This is a genomic window from Ruoffia sp. FAM 20857, from assembly GCF_045528645.1.
Classification (GTDB): domain Bacteria; phylum Bacillota; class Bacilli; order Lactobacillales; family Aerococcaceae; genus Ruoffia; species Ruoffia halotolerans.
Genome location: NZ_JBGQRB010000007.1, coordinates 39454 through 64890 on the forward strand (window position 1 = coordinate 39454; position 25437 = coordinate 64890).

At 36.9% G+C, this 25437-nt stretch carries 28 protein-coding genes and 1 tRNA gene; 16 read left to right on the forward strand and 13 right to left on the reverse strand.

Annotated features, from left to right (window positions below; all coding sequences use genetic code 11):
• Positions 1-99: 99 nt before the first annotated feature.
• On the reverse strand, positions 100-1251 hold the full coding sequence (locus tag ACEN4N_RS02835) for an NADH-dependent flavin oxidoreductase (RefSeq protein WP_407093622.1): 1152 nt from the start codon (positions 1249-1251) through the stop codon (positions 100-102).
• Positions 1252-1281: 30 nt separating this feature from the next.
• Complete coding sequence (locus ACEN4N_RS02840; RefSeq protein WP_407093623.1) at positions 1282-2286, reverse strand: MsnO8 family LLM class oxidoreductase; 1005 nt, start codon at positions 2284-2286, stop codon at positions 1282-1284.
• A 178-nt stretch (positions 2287-2464) separates the two neighbouring features.
• Between ACEN4N_RS02840 and ACEN4N_RS02845 the strand changes: the two genes are divergently transcribed.
• The 3 genes from ACEN4N_RS02845 to ACEN4N_RS02855 all read left to right on the forward strand — a co-directional run bounded on the left by ACEN4N_RS02845 (position 2465) and on the right by ACEN4N_RS02855 (position 4550).
• A complete protein-coding gene (locus ACEN4N_RS02845) occupies positions 2465-3184 on the forward strand; it encodes a YebC/PmpR family DNA-binding transcriptional regulator (RefSeq protein ID WP_407089039.1) in 720 nt (239 codons plus the stop codon).
• A gap of 158 nt (positions 3185-3342) precedes the next feature.
• Positions 3343-3822 (forward strand): hypothetical protein, encoded by a 480-nt coding sequence (locus ACEN4N_RS02850; protein ID WP_407093624.1) that lies wholly within the window; start codon positions 3343-3345, stop codon positions 3820-3822.
• Positions 3823-3953: 131 nt separating this feature from the next.
• Positions 3954-4550 carry a nitroreductase family protein gene (locus tag ACEN4N_RS02855; protein WP_407093625.1) on the forward strand — a complete coding sequence of 199 codons (597 nt, stop codon included), beginning with the start codon at positions 3954-3956 and terminating at the stop codon, positions 4548-4550.
• Between the two features lie 44 nt (positions 4551-4594).
• On the opposite strand, the gene ACEN4N_RS02860 is transcribed toward ACEN4N_RS02855, so the two are convergent.
• Together ACEN4N_RS02860 and ACEN4N_RS02865 are read right to left on the reverse strand one after the other, a co-directional pair.
• Positions 4595-5923 carry an MATE family efflux transporter gene (locus tag ACEN4N_RS02860; RefSeq protein ID WP_407093626.1) on the reverse strand — a complete coding sequence of 443 codons (1329 nt, stop codon included), beginning with the start codon at positions 5921-5923 and terminating at the stop codon, positions 4595-4597.
• 164 nt (positions 5924-6087) lie between these two features.
• Positions 6088-7113 (reverse strand): alpha/beta hydrolase, encoded by a 1026-nt coding sequence (locus tag ACEN4N_RS02865; protein WP_407093627.1) that lies wholly within the window; start codon positions 7111-7113, stop codon positions 6088-6090.
• 201 nt (positions 7114-7314) lie between these two features.
• Between ACEN4N_RS02865 and rpmG the strand changes: the two genes are divergently transcribed.
• Genes rpmG through ACEN4N_RS02880 form a run of 3 tightly spaced genes read left to right on the forward strand, consistent with a single transcriptional unit; the run spans position 7315 to position 7886 of the window.
• On the forward strand, positions 7315-7467 hold the full coding sequence (rpmG, locus tag ACEN4N_RS02870) for a 50S ribosomal protein L33 (RefSeq protein ID WP_338487054.1): 153 nt from the start codon (positions 7315-7317) through the stop codon (positions 7465-7467).
• A gap of 15 nt (positions 7468-7482) precedes the next feature.
• Entirely contained in the window at positions 7483-7752 is a 270-nt protein-coding gene (gene rpsN / locus ACEN4N_RS02875) for a 30S ribosomal protein S14 (RefSeq protein WP_138404918.1), read from the forward strand.
• 23 nt (positions 7753-7775) lie between these two features.
• Positions 7776-7886 (forward strand): putative metal homeostasis protein, encoded by a 111-nt coding sequence (locus ACEN4N_RS02880; RefSeq protein WP_171031333.1) that lies wholly within the window; start codon positions 7776-7778, stop codon positions 7884-7886.
• Positions 7887-8459: 573 nt separating this feature from the next.
• Here the strand turns inward: ACEN4N_RS02880 and ACEN4N_RS02885 are convergent.
• The 3 genes from ACEN4N_RS02885 to ACEN4N_RS02895 all read right to left on the reverse strand — a co-directional run bounded on the left by ACEN4N_RS02885 (position 8460) and on the right by ACEN4N_RS02895 (position 10614).
• Positions 8460-9038 carry a metal ABC transporter solute-binding protein, Zn/Mn family gene (locus tag ACEN4N_RS02885; RefSeq protein ID WP_407093628.1) on the reverse strand — a complete coding sequence of 193 codons (579 nt, stop codon included), beginning with the start codon at positions 9036-9038 and terminating at the stop codon, positions 8460-8462.
• A gap of 105 nt (positions 9039-9143) precedes the next feature.
• The gene (locus ACEN4N_RS02890) at positions 9144-9605 is read right to left on the reverse strand and encodes a metal ABC transporter solute-binding protein, Zn/Mn family (protein ID WP_407093629.1); all 462 of its coding nucleotides are present in this window, start codon (positions 9603-9605) and stop codon (positions 9144-9146) included.
• 118 nt (positions 9606-9723) lie between these two features.
• Positions 9724-10614 carry a ZinT family metal-binding protein gene (locus ACEN4N_RS02895; RefSeq protein ID WP_407093630.1) on the reverse strand — a complete coding sequence of 297 codons (891 nt, stop codon included), beginning with the start codon at positions 10612-10614 and terminating at the stop codon, positions 9724-9726.
• Between the two features lie 387 nt (positions 10615-11001).
• On the opposite strand from ACEN4N_RS02895, the gene ACEN4N_RS02900 reads away from it, so the two are divergent.
• From ACEN4N_RS02900 to ACEN4N_RS02910, 3 genes are read left to right on the forward strand one after another with little or no spacing between them, the layout of a single operon-like run.
• A complete protein-coding gene (locus ACEN4N_RS02900) occupies positions 11002-11673 on the forward strand; it encodes a TetR/AcrR family transcriptional regulator (protein ID WP_407093631.1) in 672 nt (223 codons plus the stop codon).
• 10 nt (positions 11674-11683) lie between these two features.
• Positions 11684-12586, forward strand: coding sequence for an ATP-binding cassette domain-containing protein (locus ACEN4N_RS02905; RefSeq protein WP_407093632.1), 903 nt, complete (start codon positions 11684-11686; stop codon positions 12584-12586).
• Between the two features lie 3 nt (positions 12587-12589).
• The gene (locus ACEN4N_RS02910; RefSeq protein WP_407093633.1) at positions 12590-14182 is read left to right on the forward strand and encodes an ABC transporter permease; all 1593 of its coding nucleotides are present in this window, start codon (positions 12590-12592) and stop codon (positions 14180-14182) included.
• A gap of 43 nt (positions 14183-14225) precedes the next feature.
• On the opposite strand, the gene ACEN4N_RS02915 is transcribed toward ACEN4N_RS02910, so the two are convergent.
• Positions 14226-15071: a glycerophosphodiester phosphodiesterase family protein gene (locus ACEN4N_RS02915; RefSeq protein ID WP_407093634.1), complete on the reverse strand. Its 846-nt coding sequence runs from the start codon at positions 15069-15071 to the stop codon at positions 14226-14228.
• 506 nt (positions 15072-15577) lie between these two features.
• On the opposite strand from ACEN4N_RS02915, the gene ACEN4N_RS02920 reads away from it, so the two are divergent.
• Both ACEN4N_RS02920 and ACEN4N_RS02925 read left to right on the forward strand, forming a co-directional pair.
• Positions 15578-16747, forward strand: a complete 1170-nt coding sequence (locus ACEN4N_RS02920; RefSeq protein WP_407093635.1) for an ABC transporter substrate-binding protein — start codon at positions 15578-15580, stop codon at positions 16745-16747.
• Positions 16748-17125: 378 nt separating this feature from the next.
• A complete protein-coding gene (locus ACEN4N_RS02925; RefSeq protein WP_138404926.1) occupies positions 17126-18295 on the forward strand; it encodes an ABC transporter substrate-binding protein in 1170 nt (389 codons plus the stop codon).
• A 113-nt stretch (positions 18296-18408) separates the two neighbouring features.
• Here ACEN4N_RS02925 and ACEN4N_RS02930 read toward each other — a convergent pair.
• Positions 18409-18494, reverse strand: a tRNA-Leu gene (locus tag ACEN4N_RS02930).
• 164 nt (positions 18495-18658) lie between these two features.
• On the opposite strand from ACEN4N_RS02930, the gene ACEN4N_RS02935 reads away from it, so the two are divergent.
• The 3 genes from ACEN4N_RS02935 (at position 18659) to ACEN4N_RS02945 (ending at position 21620) form a co-directional block, all read left to right on the forward strand.
• Entirely contained in the window at positions 18659-19618 is a 960-nt protein-coding gene (locus ACEN4N_RS02935) for a N(5)-(carboxyethyl)ornithine synthase (RefSeq protein WP_407093637.1), read from the forward strand.
• Positions 19619-20480: 862 nt separating this feature from the next.
• Positions 20481-20654 carry a hypothetical protein gene (locus ACEN4N_RS02940; protein WP_171031334.1) on the forward strand — a complete coding sequence of 58 codons (174 nt, stop codon included), beginning with the start codon at positions 20481-20483 and terminating at the stop codon, positions 20652-20654.
• 21 nt (positions 20655-20675) lie between these two features.
• Positions 20676-21620, forward strand: a complete 945-nt coding sequence (locus ACEN4N_RS02945; protein WP_138404928.1) for a magnesium transporter CorA family protein — start codon at positions 20676-20678, stop codon at positions 21618-21620.
• A 91-nt stretch (positions 21621-21711) separates the two neighbouring features.
• Here the strand turns inward: ACEN4N_RS02945 and ACEN4N_RS02950 are convergent, their stop codons facing one another.
• The 4 genes from ACEN4N_RS02950 to ACEN4N_RS02965 form a co-directional block, all read right to left on the reverse strand.
• Positions 21712-22092 carry a PH domain-containing protein gene (locus ACEN4N_RS02950; protein ID WP_138404929.1) on the reverse strand — a complete coding sequence of 127 codons (381 nt, stop codon included), beginning with the start codon at positions 22090-22092 and terminating at the stop codon, positions 21712-21714.
• 64 nt (positions 22093-22156) lie between these two features.
• Entirely contained in the window at positions 22157-22804 is a 648-nt protein-coding gene (pcp, locus tag ACEN4N_RS02955; protein WP_138404930.1) for a pyroglutamyl-peptidase I, read from the reverse strand.
• A 16-nt stretch (positions 22805-22820) separates the two neighbouring features.
• Positions 22821-23747 carry a DUF979 domain-containing protein gene (locus ACEN4N_RS02960; protein ID WP_407088999.1) on the reverse strand — a complete coding sequence of 309 codons (927 nt, stop codon included), beginning with the start codon at positions 23745-23747 and terminating at the stop codon, positions 22821-22823.
• Positions 23748-23759: 12 nt separating this feature from the next.
• On the reverse strand, positions 23760-24440 hold the full coding sequence (locus tag ACEN4N_RS02965) for a DUF969 domain-containing protein (protein WP_407093638.1): 681 nt from the start codon (positions 24438-24440) through the stop codon (positions 23760-23762).
• 177 nt (positions 24441-24617) lie between these two features.
• On the opposite strand from ACEN4N_RS02965, the gene ACEN4N_RS02970 reads away from it, so the two are divergent.
• Positions 24618-25163: a GNAT family N-acetyltransferase gene (locus tag ACEN4N_RS02970; protein ID WP_407093639.1), complete on the forward strand. Its 546-nt coding sequence runs from the start codon at positions 24618-24620 to the stop codon at positions 25161-25163.
• An 84-nt stretch (positions 25164-25247) separates the two neighbouring features.
• Positions 25248-25437 (forward strand): helix-turn-helix domain-containing protein (locus tag ACEN4N_RS02975; RefSeq protein WP_407093640.1); only part of this gene is annotated, 190 nt, incomplete at its 3' end.

Below are 25437 nucleotides of genomic sequence, written 5' to 3' on the forward strand. Positions count from 1 at the left end.
CACGGACAACACGATATAGTCGGATTTCATTCGTGTACTAAATTAATTTCTAACATAATAAATTCAGACACACTTCGATCATTACCCAGGAGTCAAATCTTACTTTTCAATTTGTTCGATCGTTTCTTTGGGAACGGATCCGTTCCCTCTCAATGCCCCAGCCATTAAATAAAATCGCTCCGGCAAGGCTAAGTCAGAAACGTCTTCAACATGTAAAGAAATAGAATCCTCCGCGCCTGCTTTTAATTTCTGCATTAAATCTGGTTCGACAATCGCTGCTGATCCCATCGCAAGAATATCTACATAATTTAGTGCTTCTAACAACTTATCAGGACTTGTTAAATCCCCAGCGCCAACAAGTAATGTGCGATCGGCCAATAATTCGCGGATAACTTCATTAATTACTTCACCTTTATGCTCACCGAGCCGGGCTTTGTTTTTAAAGCCGGTAGGTCCAAATTGAGACACATGAATATAATCCACACCCAAATCAGCTACTTGGTCAATTAAATATAAAGCGTCATCAAGGTTATAGCCGACGATCTCGCCATGAATTTCTTCCGGACTTATACGGTAACCTATGATGAAATCATCTTTAGCGTGTTCATTTGCTACTTTTTGAACGGCTTTAACTACAGCTAAAGGAAAGGCTGCTCGTTTCTCTCGACTTCCGCCCCACTCATCCTCACGTTCGTTCGATAATTCTGAGAAGAATTGTTGAATTAAATAATGATTCGCCCCATGAATTTCAACACCATCAAAACCTGCTTCGATCGCACGTTTAGTAGCATCTGCAAAGTACTGTACAAATTCATAAACTTCTTCGTTTGTCATACCAGTGACTGGATAATCTAAGAAAACAAAGTCTTTTGTACTAGGCCCATACACTTTTTCTTCATCTTGATAGGAATACTTAGCTTGGCGACCTGGATGAAAAATCTGAAGCATTGCTTTTGCACCTTGTGCCTTCATGGTGCTGGCTAATTTCTTCATACCAGTTATGTGCGCATCTGATTGGATGCCTAAACCATAACCAAAAGCATTACCAAATGGTCCTACATTCGCTGCTCCTGTTAATAATAAGGCTCCTGTTTGACTGCGACGTTCAAAATATTTTAGATCATCTTCACCGACAAAGCCGTCGTAAGTTGACCCTGCTGCCACCATTGGTGCCATCGCAAATCGCGATGAAAGCTGACTGCCATTAGGAAGGTTTACAGCTTGAAATAGTCTTTCATATTCTTGATTCATTAAAATCGGATTCCTCCTTTAGGGATTGCTTTATATTTTATTGAACATTTTCGCGAGGTGTTTGTATGAATTTAAGCGTTCTTCCTCACCATGAATTGGTGCATAAACCATTAATTCATCGATACATAATAATTGTTGTTCTTCCTCTAAGATAGATTGAACTTTCTCAGGTGTTCCTTTAATTATGAAGCGTTTATCATAATGATTATTTAAGAAATTTAATTCTTGTTCAGAATATTTATAATCTTTCAGCTCTTCGGGACTGACATTTTTAATCATACGTCCGCGTGACAAGGCCAATTGTGATAGTTCCATAGGTTTAGCCAAGTAATCAGCTTCTTCTTGTGTATCAGCCACGACAATTAAGTAACTGACCATCACAGATGATTTTTCAAAGAAACGGCTAGCTTGAAACTCATTGCGGTATTGTTTGAATACTTCAGGGTCTGTTTCTAAACCAAAAAATTTCGCAAAACTATAGCCTAAACCCATTTCTCCCGCTTTACTTGCAGATTGACCAGAAGATCCTAACATCCATGGTTGTGTTAAAGTTAATGTTCCTTGTGGCATCGCGTTCGTTCTTCCATAATAGCCATCTGCCTGTTGGTCTGATAAGTAATCCAGAATGATTTCAATCTTGTCGTATTGATCATCGAAAGAGTTAGGCTTTCCTTGTGCCAGTGCAACAATTTCATTCGGACCACTTCCAGGTGCACGTCCGAGTCCAATATCAATGCGGTCGGGAGCTAATGCTGTTAAAGTTTTGAAGTTTTCTGCTATTTTCAATGGTGAGTAGTGCATAATCATTGTTCCACCCGTACCTAAGCGGATTTTTGATGTCACCGCAGACATATAAGCTGCTAATAATTCTGGCGATGAACTTGCGTGGGTCGGTGAGTTATGATGTTCTGCAAACCAATAGCGTTTGTAATTTAACTTTTCTATCTCTTGAACAAAGCGCTTTGTTCGCTCAAATGCTGCCTCAGGGGTTTCTCCGTCATTTAATGTAACTAAATCGTGTACGCCTAATTCCATATATAAATCGTCCTCTCATATTGAATATTCTTATCTTCATTGTAACAAGTGAATAGATAAAAAGATTGTTATATGCTTTAAATTTAAGGAAATACTCCTTTGTACTAGGTAGTTATTTTACAATTAGGTGGTTTCATTATATGATTACTTAGATGATACTAACAAAAGGAGTGATTAGATGGCTGGGCATTCAAAATGGAAAAATATACAAAAACGAAAAAATGCACAAGATTCTAAAAAAGGTAAAATCTTCCAAAAGCTATCCCGTGAAATTTATGTAGCTGCAAAAAACGGCGGCGATCCAGATATGAATCCTTCACTGCGTCTCGTACTTGATAAAGCAAAAAGTGCGAATATGCCAAATGATAACGTTGAGCGAGCAATTAAGCGCGCAACGGATTCAGCTGATGGCGCAAACTATGATGAAGTTGTTTATGAAGGTTATGGACCGGGCGGAATTGGTGTCTTAGTTTATGGACTAACAGATAACCATAACCGTACAGGAACTAATATCCGTACAGCTTTTAATCATAATGGTGGTAATTTAGGTGAGAAAGGTTCTGTCGCTTTTCAATTTGAACGTAAAGGTTATATTGCAATTGAACGTGAAGGTTTAGAAGACGACGAAGATACTTTAATGATGAATATTCTTGAAGCGGGAGCCGAAGATATGGAAATGTCAGAAGATGTTGTTGAAGTTTACACAGCTCCAACTGATTTTACTGCTGTTCGTGATGCTTTAGCTGAAAACTACACTTTAGCTCAATCTGAATTAACGATGAAACCAAATATTTCTGTGCCACTTGATGAGGCACTTGTAGAAGATTTCGAAGCTATGATCGATATTATTGAAGATGACGATGATGTCACTGATGTTTATCATAATGCAGAGTATTAATAATCTTTAAATTATCAGGCCAGTGAGGTGCGCATGCATGTTGCTGGCCTATTTCTTAACTCATTTTAACTGAATAATTGCACATTTATCCATATCAATAGCAGTCTACTTAGATTAGCTTTATACTTTAATAAAGCTAATTGAAAGAGGTGCTCATAATGGAAACTTACTTTAAAATCAAAAGAGGGAAATTAGCTACAGCTATTTTCTTAATCATCGGCTTAGTCTTTACTTGGTATGGAGCCACATTTTCTCTTGTCCTTTTCCCGATGCTCGGCCAAGACAACTTTGATAATCAGTTAAGTATTATTGCGTTTATCCCCCTGATTTTTTTAATTATTGGACTCATTCTTTTGGGTTACTCGATTTATTCAATCGTCAACGCAACGTATATCACGGCTAGTGAGGATACAATTCAATATCACAAGGAGACTTATGATGTTAGTCGTATTCATCGTTTTGTCTATCGTTCTCGCTTTATTCGAAGAAAACGCGGAAATGATCATACTGAAGAAATCGTCATCGAAGGTGAAGATGGTGCGATGATTATGAATATTACGAATAAAAACATGCGGACTAAGAAAGTTCTAGAATTAATCAGGGAACATTATCCAAATATTCCCCTCATTACGGAATAAAATTTACGAATTAATCGACAATTTCGCCTTTGTGTCTATTATCTCGAATTAGAGGTTTACATTCATTCAAACACCCTTTATAATATAAACAGTAAGTTAATTATTTAGAAATAGAGGAGAATTTAATTATTATGGCAGAATTTAAACATGTAATCAAAAACCGTCGCTCAATCTACGCTTTAGGTACAAACAGCGAGTATTCAATCGAAGACATCGTAGCTACAATCCGTGAAACTCAAAAAGATGTTCCTTCAGCTTTCAACAGCCAAACATCACGTTTAGTTGTTTTAACTGGTGAAGCAAACACTAAACTTTGGAACTTAATCTTAGATGTTCAAAAAGAAGTTTTAGACCAAGCAACTTGGGACTTCATGTCACCAATTATGGAAGGTGCTAAAAACGGTATCGGTACAGTATTATTCTTCGAAGACCGCGATGCAGTGGCTAAAATGCCTACTCAAGGTCAACGTACTGAAGCATATAAAGAAAACAACTCAGCTAACTCACAATACGCTACTTGGTTAGCACTAGCTGAAATGAACTTAGGTGGATCACTACAACACTTTAACGTAGGCTACGAACAAGGATTTGATAAAGCAATCCGTGAACTATTCGCCCTACCAGAATCATACGAATTAGTGGCTCAAATGCCATTTGGTTCAGTTGAACAAGGTGCTGGCGAGAAAGAATATATCGATTCAGAAGTACAAGTTCAATTAATTAAATAATTTAAACAACAAACCCCCATCATTCAGTTGATGGGGGTTTTTACTTACGCTAGTCTGCTGAGTGACTTACGTAAAATATATAATGCGAATATAAATGTCATAACTTCAACAATCATCATCGTGAGCCACACACCGATGAGGTCAAACCACAAGGCCATCACAAGTAGCACCGGAATGATTAAAATAAAACCACGCAGTGCCGATAAGATAAGCGAAGATCTCGCTTGATTGATCGCTGCCAAATAATAAATCACAATAAAATTCATTCCCGTAAATAAGAATGACATAAAGTATAATGGAATCCCTTGAAGCGCAATCAGTGCCATCTCTTGATTTTGTTCACTATTAAAAATTGCTACTAACCCGTCTGGGAAAAAGAAACCTATCCCAAAAATAATTAAACTAAGGAATACCGCCGCAATGAGCGCAAGTTTTAACACATGTTTTAATTCTTTCGAATTTCCTTGCCCTAAGAACTTACTTGCTAGTGGTTGAAAACCTTGACCTAAGCCTGTAAATAAAGCAATTACTATAATATTAATCTTGGCAATAATTGCATAGGCTGATACAGCAATATTTCCAACCAATCTTAATAAGACAATATTGAATAAAAACATCACGACGGCCGAAGAAAACTCGTTAAAGAATGAAGAAAAGCCTAGACTCACAATGTCTTTAAGTTTCTTAATTTGCATACTTACTTTATTAAAGTGCAAGTGATGATCAATCCTGTGCCAATGTAAAGTTGCTACTAGAATCGACGTTATTGGTGAGAATACCGTCGCAATTGCCGCTCCTTTTAACTCCATTTGTAAAGGGAATATAAAGATATAGTCTAATACGATATTCACTAGCCCTCCAGTTAGCATCGCAATCATCGCAAGACGTGGATTATTATCATTTCTTAAAAATGAAATAAAGACAAAATTGACCATAAACAGCGGTGAAAAGAACATCAATATATCATAATAGCTTTTCGCTAGAGAATAAGTCCCTTCATTCGCACCTAAAAATCGCAAAATGGGTTCCGAGAATAGACTCGTCATCGCCGCAAATGCAATTGCAGCACTAATTGTAAACATAAATGTCATATTAAATAAACGGTTCGCATCAGCAAATTGCTTCTTACCAAGGGCAATCGCAAATAAAGTTGCCCCACCAATTCCAAACATCCAACCAATCCCATTAAATACATTAACCATTGGTAATACAATATTTAAAGCTGCTATACCCCGTGAACCGACACCATTTGCGATAAAGAATGTATCCGCAAAGATAAACAGCGATTGTCCCATCATACTTAACATCGCTAAGGATACATATTGCATAAACTGCTTTCGCGTCCTTGACGCTTGATTACTCAGACCTACCAAATTCATTTCCTCCTCAAATAAAAAAGACTCCCTCCCTTTTGTTTCTAAGACCTACACAAAAGGAAAAGAGCCTACTATTTCATCCGGTGATAAAATAATTGCTTTGCTTTAATTACAAGCATTGTAGCAACTTAATATTTTAAAGTCAAACCTCTCCGGATTTTTTAATTGGGTTGTTTTGAAAAGTAATTATCGACAGCGTATTTGAATGTCACAAGTAAATGAGCTCGCGCTTCTTTCGCAATTGGCGTATTTGGTTGAATGATATCAAAGGCATGATACGCCCCTTCAAATAATTTAAAATGCACTGGCACGCCAGCCTCAAGTAAATGACTAATATAGCTGACTGTTTCATCGAAGAAAGGCTCCATTGTTCCAACATGTGTATAAGTTGGCGGTAAATTTGAATAATCTGTCGCTTGTGCTGGTGAAGCGTAGATAGGTAGGTTTTCTGCTTGGTAATCAGGACCTAAATACATCTTCCAAGCAACTTCATTATATTGGCTGTTCCATACTGGGCTATTCTCTATTTGCGCTGAAGCTGTCTGTCTACTTGCATCTAACATAGGGTATAAAGGGATTTGAAAGGCAATATTCACTTCGCCGCGATCCCTTGCTAATAGGGATAAAGCTGCAGCAAGGCCTCCTCCAGCACTATTTCCGCCAATAAATAATTGGTCCAATCGAACCCCATATTCGGGTGCATGTTCTTTTAACCATTTTAAAGCTAAGTAAGCATCTTCTAAAGCTGCAGGATAAGGTGCGTCGCCAGATAATGTGTAATCGGGTGCAACGACAACGGTTCCGCTTACTTCAATAAAGTCATCAATAAGACTTGCATCCTGTTCAGGTGCACCTAGTGAGAAGCCACCACCATGAAGCCAGAGTAGCCCGGGTGCTTTATCAATTGAAGCATCCCATTGTTTACCTGAATGATTTAGAAAGATTTCTTTATCTGATGACATTCGTTCACGGGGTCGAAAGACGCATAATCGAAGCAGTGACCCGTCTTTACGTGGAATCCACACTTCTCTTAAGCGATTGGGTCCTGAGTATTTACCATATAAAGCTTTTTGAGAAAAGCGCCCTAATTTCTTCATTTTTCGTTGATTCATCTTAGGTTGTAAACGACGAATCCATTTTCCTACTTGACGTAATTCTGGATTGAGCATATCTGTCGTGATTTTCATAAACTTCGCCTCCTTGTAAGTTTATTGTACTGCACTTTATCCCAAGTTGCATTTGATACGATTTATTCGTTTGAGGAAATGTTGTAGAGAACGTGTTTTTCTAATAGGATTGGATTTTTAATTGACATCTTTGACCAATCCTGATATTATGGTTAAATAGTAATCATTACCATTTGCAATTTTAAATAAAAGGAGTTCAAAATGCGTATTAATATTTTAATGGAAAGCAAAGAAACTGGCGAGCGTTTATACTTAACAACGAAAAATCGCCGTAATAACCCTGATCGACTAGAACTAATGAAGTACTCACCAAAATTAAAACGTCGTACTTTATTCACAGAAGTTAAAAAATAAGGAGGATTTACATACTTGGCCAAAAAATCAAAACAAGCAAAATACGAAAAACAAATCGCCCTGGTAGAACAATATGCAGACCTACGTCGTGAGTTAAAAGCAGCGGGAGACTATGAAGGTTTAAGTAAATTACCCATTGATTCAAACCCTAACCGCTTAAAACTGCGCGATAAAATCGATGGCCGTCCACGAGGCTACATGCGAAAATTCGGAATGTCACGAGTTAACTTTAGAAAATATGCACATCTAGGGCAAATCCCGGGTGTTCATAAAGCCAGCTGGTAATTGAAGTAAAGGAGCAAATATCCATGGGAGCAATGAATGCATCAAGTGCTTATCGTCACTTAAAAAGTCCAAATATCAAAACTCGCAAACGCGCGTTAAAATTAATTAAAGAAGCAAAACGTAAAAAGAATTAAAGTTGTGATACACCTTGTAGACCGATTGGTTTATGAGGTGTTTTTTTGATTTTCCCTATATAAATACCCCCTAAATTCGTGAATGAATTTAAGGGGTGATTATAAATCTATCTAATTTGAACTGAGTATTATATGAAACCTCACGACAAGGGAAATTGGTCAGCTAACGGGATTTGTCATCTCATGACAAGGGAAATTGAACAGCTAACGGGACGGGTCATCGCATGACAGGGGAAATTAAACCGCTAACAGGACTGGTCATCGCATGACAGGGGAAATTAAACGACTAACGGGACTGGTCATCGCATGACAAGGGAAATTGAACAGCTAACGGGACTGGTCATCGCATGACAGGGGAAATTAAACGACTAACGGGACTGGTCATCTCATGACAAGGGAAATTGAACAGCTAACGGGACTGGTCATCTCATGACAGGGGAAATTAAACGACTAACGGGACTGGTCATCTCATGACAGGTCCCGTTAGACTATTCCTCCTAATAAGGAAAATACTTTATCGTTTTTTCTTAAACTGAGCCGTATCATGAAGCTATCTATATTTCGATTAGTCTTCTACTGAATACTTAACTTCAATGCTTTTAGATTTTCCTGCATAGCTTCAATATAGCCTAAGTCCTGGTCTTGAGGAGCTACTTCTAAATCGTATAATTGAGCGACCTCTACTCCGGTTTCCAAAGCAATCGTCTGAGCGATAGAAGTATTTCCTCCTTGTTGGTAGTAGATGATTGAAGCATCAATTTCGTCGATAATTTTAGCTATCTCACCAATCCGTGCTGGGCTTGGCTCGACCTCAGTTGATAATCCACCAACAGATATTTGCTCAAGTTGATAGCGATCGGCTAAGTAACCGAACGCTTCGTGTTGAACAACGAATGATCGATTCTTTGCATCAGCAAAAGCTTGCTCATAATCCTCATGTAAAGTTTGTAATTTCTGGTTGAAAGCTTCAGCGTTCGCTCTATATTCACTTTCTCCTTCAGGATCTGCTTGTATCAAGGCTTCTTGAATTCTATTTACTTGATCGATTGCTAAGACAGGGTCTAACCAACTATGAGGGTCCAGCTCATCGTGGTTATCAATATGTACGTTTAAAATTTCTGATTCGATGAGTACTTCATCATCATTATTCATTCCTAATGCTTGAACCGAAAAGCTGGAATTAGATGCTTCATATTCAAACAGTTCCGTCGTTTGATCTTCTACTCTCTGCCAGTCTTCCCCTGGATAGTTTACCTGTCATCGCCATTCCGTCACGGCTTCCGTTGAGTTAGCTTGCAGTGTTATCACATCGCCAGTATGATAATGATCGGATAAGCCAATAATTTCCACACCCATTGCCTCATATCCTTCCTCTTCTGCTTCAGTGAGATTTTGCTCTGAATGATTATGATGCTGTTCTGTTCCATTTCCACTCGCTTGGACAATTACAAGCTCTTCTTTGTCAACATTGTTAAGTAGTGATTCAACCCAATGTTCCATTGTGTCACTACTATAAACAAATACATCTGCATTATTAACTGCCACAATATTATAGGCACTTGGTTCATAGCCATGAGGACTCGCATTGTCTGGCACCAATTGACTGACGTTAATTCGATCACCTCCAACTTGTTTAACAAATTCATACATTGGATAAAATGAAGTAACAACAGTTATTTTTTCTTTTTCAGATTCATTAGCAAATGCGACCTTCGACATCCCTAGGTTATTTACGATCAACATGCTAATAAACATCACCATCAAGTGTTTGCTATACTTTTTTTAATATCATACACAATCTCCTTTTCTAAATAGGACTGCAGTACAAAGTGCACTCTTAGTGGGCTAACATATCGTGGACTAAGCCTGAAGCATCTAGTTCAGAAGGATAGTATGTTGGCCAGTGATCAACCTCCTCAAGCAATTCATCACGATTATCCCCCCAATATAAATGAAAATGAGCGGAATCTGTCGGAGAAATACTATGGTCACTAAATTGAATAAACTCTGGCATATCCGCTGCTTGGCCATCTACTTTTTTGAAGATAAAACGCACTCCTCGATTACCACGATCATAAGTTAAAACTTCATAACCATCATATTCATATTGGGCAATTACTTCATTTTCATCTTCATAGTAGAATGTAAACGTATCATCATTAATAACAATTCGATCCAAATCAGTTTCATAACCTGTCGTGTAATATTCTTTGTATGCTTGAGCTGTCATTGTGTCGTTCTCTCTAGCTTTAGATTCAAAAACTTCATCCAAATCCCCTGACTCAAGATAAGGATAGACCGATTGCCAATCGCCTTCCCAATCAGATAAGTCACGATCAGCTATCTCATCATTATAGAAGAATCCATTATAAATTCGTTCCCCATTCCCATCTTCATCCCCACTATGGTGGTCATCAATAACAACTTCGACCACTTCTGAATCTTCAATTAAATCTCCATTACTTTCTAGTAATGCAGCTTTAATTTGTAAACCATTAGTCGTAGCCTCTCTTGAAAATATCTGACTTGTTAAACCCGCTACGGGTTCCCACTCCGATACTTCACTATCCTTGATATACCATTGCCATGACCCTTCAGTCTCTCCCTCAATTGAAGCAACTAACTCAATCTCATCCCCCTTATGATAATGTTCAGCCAATCCTTCAATAGAGTTCGACGTTGTTTTTTCTTGGCTCTCTGTTACTTGACTTTCCTGTGCTGTAACCATTGCTTCTCCCCCGGGCGCTATTGCCACCAAAGTTATGCTTGCCAACGAAATCAATAATACTTTTTCATTTCTCATTCCACCTTTTTTCTAAATAGTAATCATTGCTGTTTAGACTCTATGTTTTATTTACCTATGTTCAAGATATTTTTCGATAATATTGAATGAAAATTTATTCATATGATCCTACTTTTATAATATTTAACTATCTATATTAAAGCGATTAAATCGGACTATCCTAATGATACAAATTGATAAAACTAAAATATTTTCGGTAAAATTTTCTAATTTATTCGCTTTAGAAAATAAAAGTGATTGACCACCCTGGTCAATAATGTTAAAATCCAAATAAGTTGACCAGGGTGGTCAACTATAGAAAGTAGGTGCTATATGTTTGAAAGTCAGCAATTTAATCGAATTGATGATGCAAAGAAGGAACGCATTCTAAATGCAGCCTTTAAAGAATTTGCTGAGAAAGGGTTTGATGACGCTTCAACAAATCGAATTGCTAAGGAAGCGAATATTAGTAAGGGGAGTTTATTTAATTATTTCAATAACAAGGAAGATTTGTTTAAGTATTTAATTGAATTAGCTTTAGAACGCATTGATACGATGTATTTTCAGAAGGTTAATTATGACATTACGGATATTTTTGATCGGATTATTCATTTTTCAGAAATAAAAAATCAAGAATACCCTAGATTTAAGGATACTTTTGATTTTTTAGGTCATATTTTTGTAAATATATCCCGCTACACAACTATATATGAAGGTTTATCGCAAGCTAAACTAGCGATTGAAAAGCAAGTTGATAAAGTATTAAATAAAGACATTGATTTAACTAAATTTCGTGAGGATATTGACGCGGAGAAAGCGTTGAATCTAATCTATTGGTCAATAGAAGGTTATCGGAATAAGCTTGTGACACAATTTTCTGATACGGATTTTACAGAAATCAATTCAGCAGACCTAACACCACTTTACGATGAATTCTTTGCTTACATTCATTTATTGAAGACAGTATATTACAAACCAGCATACGTTACTGACGGTTCTAAATAAGGAGGACAACATGTCAAAAGTCATTGAAGTAAAAAATTTAACGAAGAGCTTTGGAAATTTCACAGCCTTAGATAAAGTCAATTTAAATGTTAACAAAGGTGAAGTCCATGGCTTTATTGGGCCAAATGGTGCTGGTAAATCAACGACAATTCGAGTTCTGCTAGGTATGTTAAAAGCAGATTCGGGGCAAGTTAAAGTATTTGACCAAGATGCGTGGAAACAATCCGTTGATATTCATAGACGCATTGCTTATGTCCCAGGTGACGCAAATCTTTGGCCAAACCTCACTGGGGGTCAAACTATTGATCTGTTACTGAAGATGCATGGAGGTCCAGTGAACCAAACTCGTCTGGATGATTTAATTCAGCGTTTTGAACTTGACCCGACTAAGAAGAGTCGAACTTATTCAAAAGGAAACCGTCAGAAAGTTGTTTTAATCGCCGCTTTTGCAGCAGATGTGGATTTTTATATCTTAGATGAGCCTACTTCTGGATTGGATCCATTAATGGAACGGCTTTTCCAAGAGCTCGTCTTTGAAGCAAAGGAAAATGGAAAAAGTGTGCTCCTATCGAGTCATATCTTATCCGAAGTGGAACGTCTGTGTGATAGTGTGTCGATTATTCGTAAGGGCCAAATTATCGAGTCAGGCACACTCGATGAGTTGCGTCATTTAACTCGAAGTAAATTAACGATTCAAACTGAAATGCCAGTGCCTGGTTTGGCTCAATTAGAAGGTATCCATGATTTGGTGGAGATGGACGATAATCATTATCAAATGCAGATTGAAAGTCAGAGACTTAATGCAATTATGCAACATCTTTCAGACTTTAATTTAGTTAAGTTAGAAAGCCAATCGCCAACTTTAGAAGATTTATTCCTACATCATTATGAGAATCCGCAAGGAGGTCAGTAATTTATGCTCACACAGCTTTTTAAAGAGACTGGCCGGATTTTTAGTTTATTATTTCGACAGCATCGGCTAAATATATTTCTTTGGCTGGTTGGGATCGTTGGACTAACTATAAGTGTGGCTTACGTTTATCCGATGATTTATGAAAATCAAAGCGACTTAGTTGGCCTAGGTATTACAATGCAAAACCCAGCCATGACAGCAATGCTAGGTCCTGCACAGTCACCATCGAATTATACGGCTGCGATTGCTTTTGCTGGAGAGATGTTGTTATTTACAGCGATTGGCATGGCTGTTATGAACATTTTATTAGTAAGCACAACAACGCGGTTGGATGAAGAAGAAGGCCGGTTAGAGCTCGTTCAATCATTACCTGTTGGAAAATTATCCTATACTACCGCTTCGACTTTATTAATGCTTATACTCAATGGAGTCATAACAATAGTGATTGCGGTCGGTTTAGGTGTTATGGATAATGCAGATTTTACTTGGGAGGCTTCATTATTGTATGGAGCTGTTCTTGGGTCCACTGGGTTATTCTTTTCAGGAGCTACCATTGTCGCTGCTCAATTAAGTGAGACAACACGTGGAACTCGCGGGATTGCTTTCACTGTACTCATTCTTTCATATCTTATTCGTGCAGTTGGTGACGTTAGTAATGAAACTCTGTCACTTTTCTCACCATTAGGTTGGACTGTGCGTACTGAAGTGTTTGCGACGAATGAATGGTGGCCAATCATTGGATTAGCGGTTGGATCAGTAATTCTAATTGACGTTGGCTTTATATTAAATCGTCGTCGCGATATTTTTCAAGGACTACTACCGCAACGTCCAGGTAGAAAAAATGCTTCTTGGTTCTTAAAAACTTTACCAGGTTTTGTTTGGAGTCAAGAAAAGGTTAAACTCATTTCATGGGCTTTAGGAATTTTCCTTATAGCAGCAGCTTTTGGTGCAATCTTAGGTGATCTTGAAACGTACTTTGCTGACATGGATATTTTGCAAGCTTTTCTACCAAATTTAGACACTGCTACTTTAACTGAAGAATTTACACGATTATTGTTCGCGATTATGTCGCTATTTACTGGCATCCCGGCTGTTACGATGATCACGAGCCTGAAGCATGAGGAAGATATTGGGCGATTGGAAAATATATACAGTCGTTCTGTTTCACGCACGAAGTTGTTACTGACCTATTATTGTATCGGTTTAGTATTTATTGCAATTATGCAACTTTTAATGGCGATAGGTATTTACTACCCTGCCAGCCTTGTGATGGACGAACCTTTATCTCTAGTAACTTTTGTTGAAATGGCCTTGTTATATGTTCCTAGCATATGGTTCCTTTTAAGCTTGGCAACGTTCATACTCGGCTTTATTCCTAAAGTCATGCAATTAATTTGGCTTTACTTAACATTCTCTTTCATCGTGAGTTATTTAGGTGAACTTATGGAATTTCCAGAATGGTTAAATAACTTATCTGTCTTTTACCATACGCCAGTGGAATTCGATGGGTTCCCTCTACTTGTCATAATCGTTGTAGCTATTGTACTATCGGCGCTTGGTTTCATTGGATATAACCGCCGTGATTTGAAAAATTAATAGTAAAAAACCGCTAAAGCATTTTTCAACTTTAGCGGTTTTTCTAGTTTCTTTCTCTAATACGGTTACGGTAATCATTCACGAAGTTAGGCCAATCGGTCTTGATGACGTTGACTCCGTATTTTCTCATAATACTCCAGACATAAGTTTCACTACAAAGAATTGCGGCTGTATCGTCCAGCACATCGAATAGTTTATACTCTCTACCAAGGTGTTCAGAATTGGCAATAATCATCATATCTTGGTGAATCAGTTTATTTAACCAATTACTTTCTAGCAATGAATGATGATTTAAATCATCAATTCTTAAATCAACACCAATTAATCGAATATTTTCATAAGACTTTACTCGTTCAAAGTCAGCTTGTTCGTAGGCAATCGCAACGAATGGTATATTCACATTCGCTTCGTTTAACAACTCTAATGACTTTGGTTCAGCTGGTGCTTTTAGGAATAATAATTCTTTCTTACCTGATTTGATTAATATGTCAAAAAGAGCTTCATCATCCCAGTAATCTGACGTTCGATCTATATTTACAATATAATTTATTGGAAGCCAATCTAGAAAGTCTTCTAACTTTTCTACTCGGTAGCCAGATTTTTGTCCATTTGAATTGAGTAACACTAAAGAATCAATCTCTTCAGAGGTCATCTCTTCAAACTCTTTATCAACATCTAGTAACATTCTTACGACTAATTTATGAAATAAATAATACACGCCGTCAGCTGAGCGACATACGTCGACCTCTATAATATCTGCTCCCGCTTTTTTAGCGGTAATTGCAGCTTGACGGGTATTTTGAATTACATTCCCACCCCAGAATCCGCGGTGGGCCATAATTAAGAACTTTTTATCATCTTTGGTTTGTTTAATAATATTTTCACTCATTTTATTCTCTTTCTTTTAATTTTTCTATTAACTATTTTTTTAATTATATTTTCGATTAAGGCTAAAAATACCTGTCAGTTTGTAAAAGGTATACATTGCGAATATACTCATATTGTAATCGATTACCTACATTTGTCATTATAACACCGACTTGAGGGTAATGATATGCCTTTTCTATGTTTTCCTTAATGATATTAATAATATTCATTATCTAGTATTTAATAACGCTTGCACATTTTAATTCCGTGTGTTATCTTTGTATCACATTAGAAAAATTAAAATTCAAGGAGAAAACTAAATGATTCTGTTTACAAACACAAAATTAAACAACGTCGTCGTCGACGCTGTCAGGACTTAGCTTATTCGATAAAAATTCGAATATATGCCAAGTCCTATTCGTGTTTGTTGACAGAATAGGATTTTCTTTTTAAAAGCCCTATTCTATCCGCAAGATAGAATAGGGCTTTTTATTTTTCTATTGAAACTTAAAAAAGGGGATTATTATTATGAAACTAAGAAAAATGGGACTAAAATTACTATCAATGCTTACTTTAGGGGCTAGCTTAACGCCTGCTATGCCCACTGCAAATGCACAAGAACAGGAACCAATTCGCATTGGTGCGAATTTAGAACTCTCTGGATACGGATCAGCTTATGGTGTACCTATCATCGATAATCTGACATTAGCTGCTGAAGAAATCAATGAAGCGGGCGGTTTATTAGGTGGCCGCATGATCGAAATTATTGACTATGACAATACTTCGAACAAAACTGAAGCAACATCCATTGCGACACGCCTAGCCGGTGAAGATGTAGCAGCAGTTCTTGGCCCAGCAACATCAGATATGATTTATGCATCACGCCCTTCTGCCATTCAAAGCCAGTTACCGACAATGTATCCAGTTGGAACGTCTGATGATCTAACAATCGATGAGAATGGTGATGTAATAAGCAATATCTTCCGTTTAGCTTTTACGTATTCTTTCCAGGGTAAAGCTGCTGCTAGATATGCTATGGACGAATTAGGTGCAACAAACGCAGCAGTTATTACTGACCAATCCAATGATTATTCGGTTGGTTTAGCCGATCCTTTTAAAGCAGAATTCGAAGCTTTAGGTGGGACAATTACTGAAGAACTCTTCTACAACGCTGGCGAGCAAGACTTTATGGGTCTATTGACTTCATTGGCTGCCCTTGATTTTGATGTTTTATATATACCTGGTTTCTTTAGTGAAGGTGGAATCATTGTTCGACAAGCGCGTGAAATGGGTCTAATGCAACCAATTCTAAGTGGACATGGCTTCGCAAGTGATACATTATTAGAAATTGCTGGCCCACAAAATGCAACAGACTTATATATTACCTCTCACTTCCATACTGGTAGTGAAAACCCAGGCGCTCAAGAATATGTTGCGAAATTCGAAGAACGTTACGGTGAATCACCTGACACATTTGATGCTTTAAGTTATGACGCTGCCCACTTAATCTTCCAAGCTATTGAAGAAGCCGGAACAGATGACCCTGAAGCAATTCGCGAATCAATGGAAAATATTCAGTTTGAAGGAATCACTGGTGCATTCCAATACGATGAATACCATAATGCCGTAGAAACTGCCCCAATGTTACATTATATCGATGGAGAAGTAGCTGAAGTATTTGAAGTTGATGGGAACTAATAAATAGACAGATAAACGGAGCTTACTTCTAGTGAGTTCCGTTTTTTATTGTCATAAAACTATAGCACGAATAAAGTCCATTAATAATGCTTGCACATTTAAATTCCATGTGATATCTTTGAATTACATTAGAAATCATTAAAATTTAAGGAGAAACCCCAATGCTTCTGTTATCAAACATGAAATTAAATAACGCCATTATTATTATTATTAACGGCCTCAGGACTTAGCTTATTCGAAAAAATCGAATAACTGCTCAGTCCTATTCATGTTTGAACACAGAATAGGAAAATCTTTTTTAATAGTCCTATTCTATCCGAAAGATAGATTAGGGCTTTTTATTTTTTCTATTGAATATTATATAAGGGGATTATTATTATGAAATTAAGAAAACTAGGATTAACGTTACTTTCAATGCTTACTTTAGGGACAAGTTTAACACCTGCTAAGACTACTGCACAGGCACAGGATCAAGAACCAATTCGCATTGGAGCAAACTTGGAACTGTCTGGTGTCGGATCAGCATACGCTGTACCAATGATGGATAATCTGACATTAGCTGCCGAGGAAGTTAATGAAGCGGGCGGTCTCTTAGGTGGTCGAATGGTCGAAATCGTAGAATACGATAACACATCGAATAAAGCAGAAGCAACTTCGATTGCGACTCGTTTAGCTAGTGAAGGTGTATCTGTAGTTTTTGGTCCTGCAACGTCTGACCTAGTTTACGCATCCCGTCCAACTGCGGTTGAAAGTCAGTTACCAACTATATATCCCGTAGGAACAGCAGACGATTTAGCTTTAGATGAGAACGGTGAAGTTATCAGTAATATCTTCCGTTTAGCCTTTACTTATACATTCCAAGGAAACGCAGCTGCAAGGTTTGCGATGGACGAATTAGGCGCAACCAATGCAGTGGTTATTACTGACCAATCAAAAGACTATTCGGTTGGTTTAGCTGAGCCTTTCAAAGCAGAATTTGAAAATTTAGGCGGAACAGTTGTTGATGAAGTGTTCTATAATGATGGCGAGCAAGACTTTATGGGCTTACTCACTTCAATTGCTGCCCTTGATTTCGATGTCTTATATGTCCCCGCCTTCTTCAGTGAAGCTGGAATCATCGTTCGCCAAGCACGTGAAATGGGTCTAATGCAACCAATTCTAAGTGGACATGGCTTCGCAAGTGATACTTTAACTGAAATTGCTGGCGCCCAAAACGCTACTGATCTTTACTTTACATCGCACTTCCATACAGGTAGTGACAATCCTGGTGCCCAAGAATACGTTGCGAAATTCGAAGAACGCTTCGGTCATGCACCCGATACATTCGACGCTTTAAGTTACGATGGCGCTCACTTAATCTTCCAAGCAATCGAAGAAGCAGGGTCAGATGATCCAACAGCGATCCGTGACGCGATGGAAAATATTCAATTCGAAGGCGTAACTGGATCATTCCAATACGATGACCTTCATAATGCCGTAAACTCCGCTCCTATGTTACATTTAGTAAACGGAGAAGTGACTGAGGAATATGTAGTGGATGGTAACTAACATAACATACAAACGGAGCTTACTTTATTGTAAGCTCCGTTTTTTTAACGAACCAAAAAAATAATCCTCACTCTTTACTAGAGTAAGGATTATTATAAACCGATAGCTTATTATGCCGAGGGCCGGAATCGAACCGGCACGGTAGTCACCCACCGCAGGATTTTAAGTCCTGTGCGTCTGCCAGTTCCGCCACCCCGGCAATAAAAAAAGTGGTTGGTCGTGACAACGACAAACAGAAGTATACCATCTAATTATATTATATGTCAATACTATCTTCATAATTTTATTATAATAATTTAATTCACTGAAATATTTACTAGTAAAGGTTATAATAGAATGTAACAGGGACATAGGAGGTATTATATGAAATTAGGGATTTTAAAACCCAGTAATGCTGGAGAAAAGAGACTTACTCTACTACCAGAACACATCGAAGGCTTAGAAAATGATATATTAATCGAAGCTGACTTTGGTGAAAGTTTAGAAATTACTGATAAAGAATATGAAGATAAAGGCTGTACAATACTTTCACGTAAAGAGGTCTATGAGCAAGCAGATGCTCTTTACTCGATGAAAGGTATACCGGAAGAGGAATATGATTTATTACAAGATAACCAAATTATCATTGGCTGGATCCACCCACAAGCCAAAGGTAAAGCATTCATGGAAGGGGTCGCAACTGATAAACATTTAATCATCTTAAATATTGATAACACACAACCAACCATTGCTTTTGAAGATAAGATTGAACCTATTCCATTTATCCGAAGTAACTTTACTTACAAAAACAGCGTTACCGCAGGTTATGTAGGTACCATTCATTCAATGTTAAGTTACGGTAAACTGTTCAGTTCGACAACGAATATCGCAATTCTTGGTTCGGGAAATGTATCTCAAGGTGCGATGAATGCTGCATCTAAACTTGGTGCTATTGATAATATTCGTATGTTCTACCGTAGTAATTTAGATGAATTTTATAAAACTTATAGTGAATACGATGTGATTATTAACGGAATTGCGGTAACTGATCCAACAAATCATATGTTAACTTATGACCATGTTAAAAACATGAAAAAAGGAACGCTTGTTGTTGATTTAGCCGCTCAACCTGGTGAAGCCGTTGAATTCAGTAAAGAGACAACTTATGATGAACCATTACTTAAAGTGGACGATATCTTTGTCTACTGTATTCGTAACATCCCTTCATTAGTATACCGTACAGCAAGTGAAGTACTTTCTGAATCATTCACAAATTGGGTATTTAAACGCGACTTACAAGAATACATTGATCTAGCAAAAGAACATGGTTATAACATTAAATAAAGTATAGGTACCTTAAACTGAGTAACGATAAGTTATTCAGTTTTTTTGTTATCAATTAATAATCATTCATATTATTATATTGATATAATTAACATAGGATATTTTGACTAATTATCAAAAGGTGTTTTAAAAAAATTAAAAGTAATCCCAATACATTAAAGTGTTCGTTTGAGTGTTTCTTATTTTAATTGCATTCACTTTACGCTATGTTCCAATAGTGATGCTTATCTTTTAATAGGTATTAATTTTTGGAAATCTAATCTTCGAAAGGGGTAGGTCTAAATAAAAATAAACTTATTAGTTTTTTACCTTTTCTAGTTTCCGTAAATTGACTATTTATTTTATTCAGTTTACCTTTGATAACTCTTTTCGCATTAGTTCATGTGATCGATGGCTATTTTTCCAATAATGAATTAGCGAATTCATCGTTATTATTTCGATTTAAAATCGCTTTTAAACAACTGTGGAGAAAAAGCCTTAAATTTGGTTCGATTTCTCTCCCTTTTATTTTACTCATTGGATTAGATTTACTCATTCTTAATTCAATTACAACTCAGAGTCCGCTCGTTATCACATTTAAATATGCTTTAATTTTTCTTAGTCTCATAATTTACTGTATTTTTCATTTTTCACTTTATATTTTTGCAAATCATTCAGTTACATTGAAGAAATCTATAATAATTGGATTTTTACTAACGATTAAAAATCCTGTTATGTCATTACTGATAATACTAGCGCATTTGATTATAATAGTGACCGCATTTTTCCAGCCTGGTCTAGGTTTGTTATTAATGTTCAGCGCACCGATTTATATCGTAAATTATGTTTGTCACCGTTTCATAAATTTTAAAGAGGATTTACAATGAAAAAAATTATTAATTTATTAATCACCTTTGTAATGGCTTTTTCATTTATTAGTATAAATAAAAGCGCTCCCGTTTCGACTCAAGAAAATGGGGAAGTGGTTGGATTAGATTTCTGGACATTTTGGGGTTCAGAACCACGTCGGAATGTTGTTGGTCATTTGGTGGAATAATTTAACTTAAGGAGGAGCGACATGCTAGAACATTACACAATGGCTTATGGGAAGAATCAAGAAGATAAATCGTATGATTTCTATCATTTATGGCAAGCGAATGAACAGGAAATTCAACAGATGCTTGATCAATTTGATATTCCTGAGGATTTTATAACGAGTGGTCTAGATTCTTACGAAGTTGCCCGGTGGGAGTCGTATAAAGGCGATGATGGAGATTTATACACCTTGGTACTCTTTAACTACCCCTTTAAAGAGCGAACACAAGACTTCCGTGACGTGTATCGTACTGCCCCTATCGCCATTGTATTTAAACCTGGTTTAGTCATTGTCACTAGTATCGATTCCTTAAAAACTCTCAATCACATTACAGAAATGAGATTGAATTCTTTTAACGGCTTAGATGAGTTGGGCCTAGTATTGAATATACTATGGTTTATCGCCCGATTATTCATTATTCTTTTAGAGGAAATCGACCGAGAAATTCGGGATTTAGAATCAGATGTCACAGAGTCTACAAAAAATGAAATCTTTTACACGCAAATGAAATTAAATAAAGCGCTCGTCTTCTTTAATTCAGCCATTAATAATGATCGGGATGTACTAGAACATCTAAAAGAACAGTTTAACCAGTTAGATATTGAGGATAATGACTTGCAGCATCTGCGTGATGTTAATGTTGAATTGCATCAAGCGAGTGGCATGGTGCATGAATTGAAGCAACTCAATGAAAAAGTGAGCGATATCTTATCGAATGTGGTCAATAATAATATGAACCAAGTTATGCGCGTATTAACTGTATGGTCCATTATTTTAACAATTCCAACCATTATAACCAGCGCTTGGGGAATGAACGTTCCTGTGCCAGGTGAAGAGGCTGCATCTTCAATGATTATCATTGGTATTACTACTCTAATTTTAGTGTTAATTGGTTACTGGCTGTTTAAACGGAATAAATGGCTGTAGAAGTAAAGCGGTCACGGTGATTAAAGTGATTAAATTATATTAAAAGGACTCATTTACCCGTTTAACCAGGTAAATGAGTCCTTTTGTTTGTCTAACCTAATATTTCTTCAGCTAAGGTACGGGCTATTTCATTTAAATTGTCACGATTACGACCTAATTCTAAGCGAATAATCGGTTCCGTAGCGCTCGAGATGAAGATATCAATTTCAGCATCTAAATCAGTTGTCCCTGCCGTTTCGATTGAGAAACGACTAATTGATTTATACGGAACACTTTGGATGTCACGCTTGCTTCCGACTCCTTGGATGTCAATTAAGATAAGACGTTTGTTAGTGAACACAATAAAGTCACGAATCAATTTGTATGTTGAAACAACTTCTTCTGTTGACGTTAAAATATCTTGAATCACATTCATAGCACTCGCGTTATCGACTTTACCTGCTTTTCCTGTTAATCGATCAAATATTGACATGTCCATTCCTCTTTTCGTAAGTTTGTTAATCTAAGTATATCAGATTGCCTTACCGAGTTAAAAATTAATGCGTCGCTCCACCGATCACTTGAATATCGTCTTTATCATTGTATTCAACAATTGCTTTGATCGCTGCTTCAATTCCACGAGCCATATCAGTTAATGACATTGCGGGTTGATTTGGTTTATCTAATACTTGTTCAGTCATGAATGGAATATGCATAAATCCTGCTTTTACTTCTGGGAACTCTTTATCAACTAAGTAAAGTGTTTGGTACATTATGTGATTACATACAAAAGTTCCAGCTGTGTTTGATACTGAGGCAGGAATGCCTACATTTTTCATCGCTTCTACCATTGCTTTAATTGGTAATTTTGAGAAGTAAGCTGGTTGGCCGTCTTCTTGAATAGCTAAATCAATCGGTTGGTTTCCTTCATTATCAGGAATACGGGCATCATCTTGATTGATTGCGACACGTTCTGGTGTTAAGCCCATACGTCCGCCCGCTTGACCGATATTTAAAACAACATCAGGTTTGAATTCATTCATTTTCTCACGGACAACATCTGCAGATTTGTGGAAAACTGTTGGGATTTCCAATTTTTCAATCTCTGCACCTTTAATTGTATCTGGTAATAATTTTACTGCTTCAATGGCAGGGTTCATTGCTTCGCCACCAAATGGATCGAATCCTGTTACTAAAATTTTCATATAAAAACGCCTCCTGTTAGATAAATGGTAAGTAGTACATTAAAATTACATGCACTACAATCATACTAAACGCGAATGGAACTTGGTCTTTAATGACTCCAAATTCACTCTTCATCTCTAATAATGCTACAGGTAATGCGTTAAAATTACCAGCCATAGGGGTCATTAAAGTCCCACAAAAACCAGCAGTCATTGCTAAAGCTCCTGCAATAATTGGATCCGCACCAAGTGAGAATACGAATGGCACACCAATTCCTAACGTAATAACGGTAAAGGCCGCAAAGGCATTCCCCATAACCATTGTGAATAACACCATACCTAAGACATATACTAAAACTCCCCAGAATCGACTTTCAGCTGGGATGACTCCTTGAACAAGTCCAGACACAACATCTCCAACACCTGCTGCAGTAAATACTGTACCTAAAGCACCAAGCAATTGAGGTAAAATACCTGTTGTTGATACCTGTTGAATCATGCGATCACTTTCTGGAAGCAATGTTTTTGGTCCACGACGAATAGTGAATAATAGTGTTATCGTCCCGATTAAAGCTCCAATACCTAAGACCGATTGACTTAATGCTGGGAAAATTTGGGCAATCAATAATGAAGATATCGCTAAAGTCATGACGGGTAAGAAGATACCATTACCTGTATTGTCAGCATTCTCTTTAACTTCTTTTTCCGGTGTGGCTTTGATTTCTCCGATCGATACTTGTTTGAATAAAGTAATTACCCCAATGATCAACACTAATACTCCATTAATGATATTGGGAATATAACTACCACCAACGAATAGGACTCCTAGAGTCGCCCAAAATAATGTCGTTCCGATACGTGTAGGATTCGTCTCATCGTTGAATACACGGTAAGCTGTATAAAGTAATTGTAAACCAATGACGATATACATAATTTCTAAAACTGTACTTGCAAATTGTTCCATTGATTTCTCCTCCTACTTTTTAGCTTTCGCTTTTTTACGTAATTGACGGTCAAAACGCCAGTTGAAAATGGCAGCTAATACTAATGCAATCACTGCAATTGGGATTGACGCAATGGCTAATGAGCTTTGGTTACCGTTTAAACCTAAGTCAATCAATGTTGCACTGATTAATTGAATTCCGGCAGATCCTGCGAATGTATTTTGCGCAAAGAAGTTACCATAATTATCCGCTGCAGATGCGCGTGCTTTAATTTTCTCAACGTCGTCTTCATCTAATTTACCATCCGTATCTGACTCCGCTGCTGCTTCTGCCATTGGATAGATCAATGGACGCACAAACTGTGGATGCCCACCAAGTCGAATTGAGAAAAATCCCGATAATTCACGGATCGCTTGATACACTGTAAACAAGCCACCTGTTGAGAGTCCTTTAATCTTTTCAATAAATCGAATCGCTTGTTCTTTTAGACCAAACGTCTCTGACAAGCCGATCATCGGTAAAGTTAAGAAGAACAAGGTTACAAAACGCTGGTTCGTAAATGCCTCTCCGAGTATCGTTAAAAATTCTGTGAATGAAATGCCTGATACTAATGCAGTAACAAGTCCTGCGACAACAACAGTTGCGATTGTGTCAAATTTTAGAATAAAACCTAATATGATAATGACAATACCTATTAATTTAATCCATTCCATATCTATACCTCCTTAAACAATTTAAATTTATTAAAATGTTCACCTATTTTACCATACATGAAACAAATTTGATCCCCTTGCTGATTATCTTTATGAAAATATAATAAAAGTAGACTCTTTAAATCCTTTTCAATTAAAGATATAATAGAATAAATATATTAGAAAAGAGTTTATAACATGAAAATCCAACGTATCAATTCCATTCACTCACCTTTGGCAGATGATTTGGAAACTTTATATATCAATGCCTTTCCTTCGTATGAACGCAAACCTTTTGAATCTTTATTCTCACATCAAGAAACTGGTTTTGCTGAAGTCTTCGCAATTACTGAAGACGAACGCTTTATTGGTATGATTTCAACTTTAAAAAGTTCTCAATTAATTTTTGTTGAATACTTTGCAATTTCTCCTGAATATCGCAGCCTAGGTTATGGTTCAAAAGTTTTATCACTTCTTAAAGAAAAATATCATGACATGAATATTTGCTTAGAAATTGAAGTTGTTCAAACGGATGAAGGTATCATAGAGGAACGCTTACGACGCCTGCAATTTTACGAGAAGAATGGCTTCCAACAATTAAATATGATTGTGAATTTATTTGATGTAGAATTTGAATTGCTAGGTACGAGTTCGGAGATAACTTTTGAAGAATATTTTACTTTATATGAACAAATTCATGGAGATTCATTTAAAGACAAGCTTTATTTAATTGATGAATTGTAAAATTAAGTGCGACAAATAAAGAAACCCATAACAGGTTCGTGTAAAATGTTAGTAACGACAAAAACATAAACACGGAGGTCTGTTATGAGCTACACACATCTTACCATAGAGGAACGTTCAAAAATAGAAATACTCTATCAAGAAGGCTATAAAATTAATCGCATTGCCCAATTAATCGGGCGCCATCGGTCAACGATTTATAGAGAACTTAAACGATGCCCTTCAGATCAATACCAAGCTCAGGATACCCATGAAGGTGCCAATCAACGTGCAC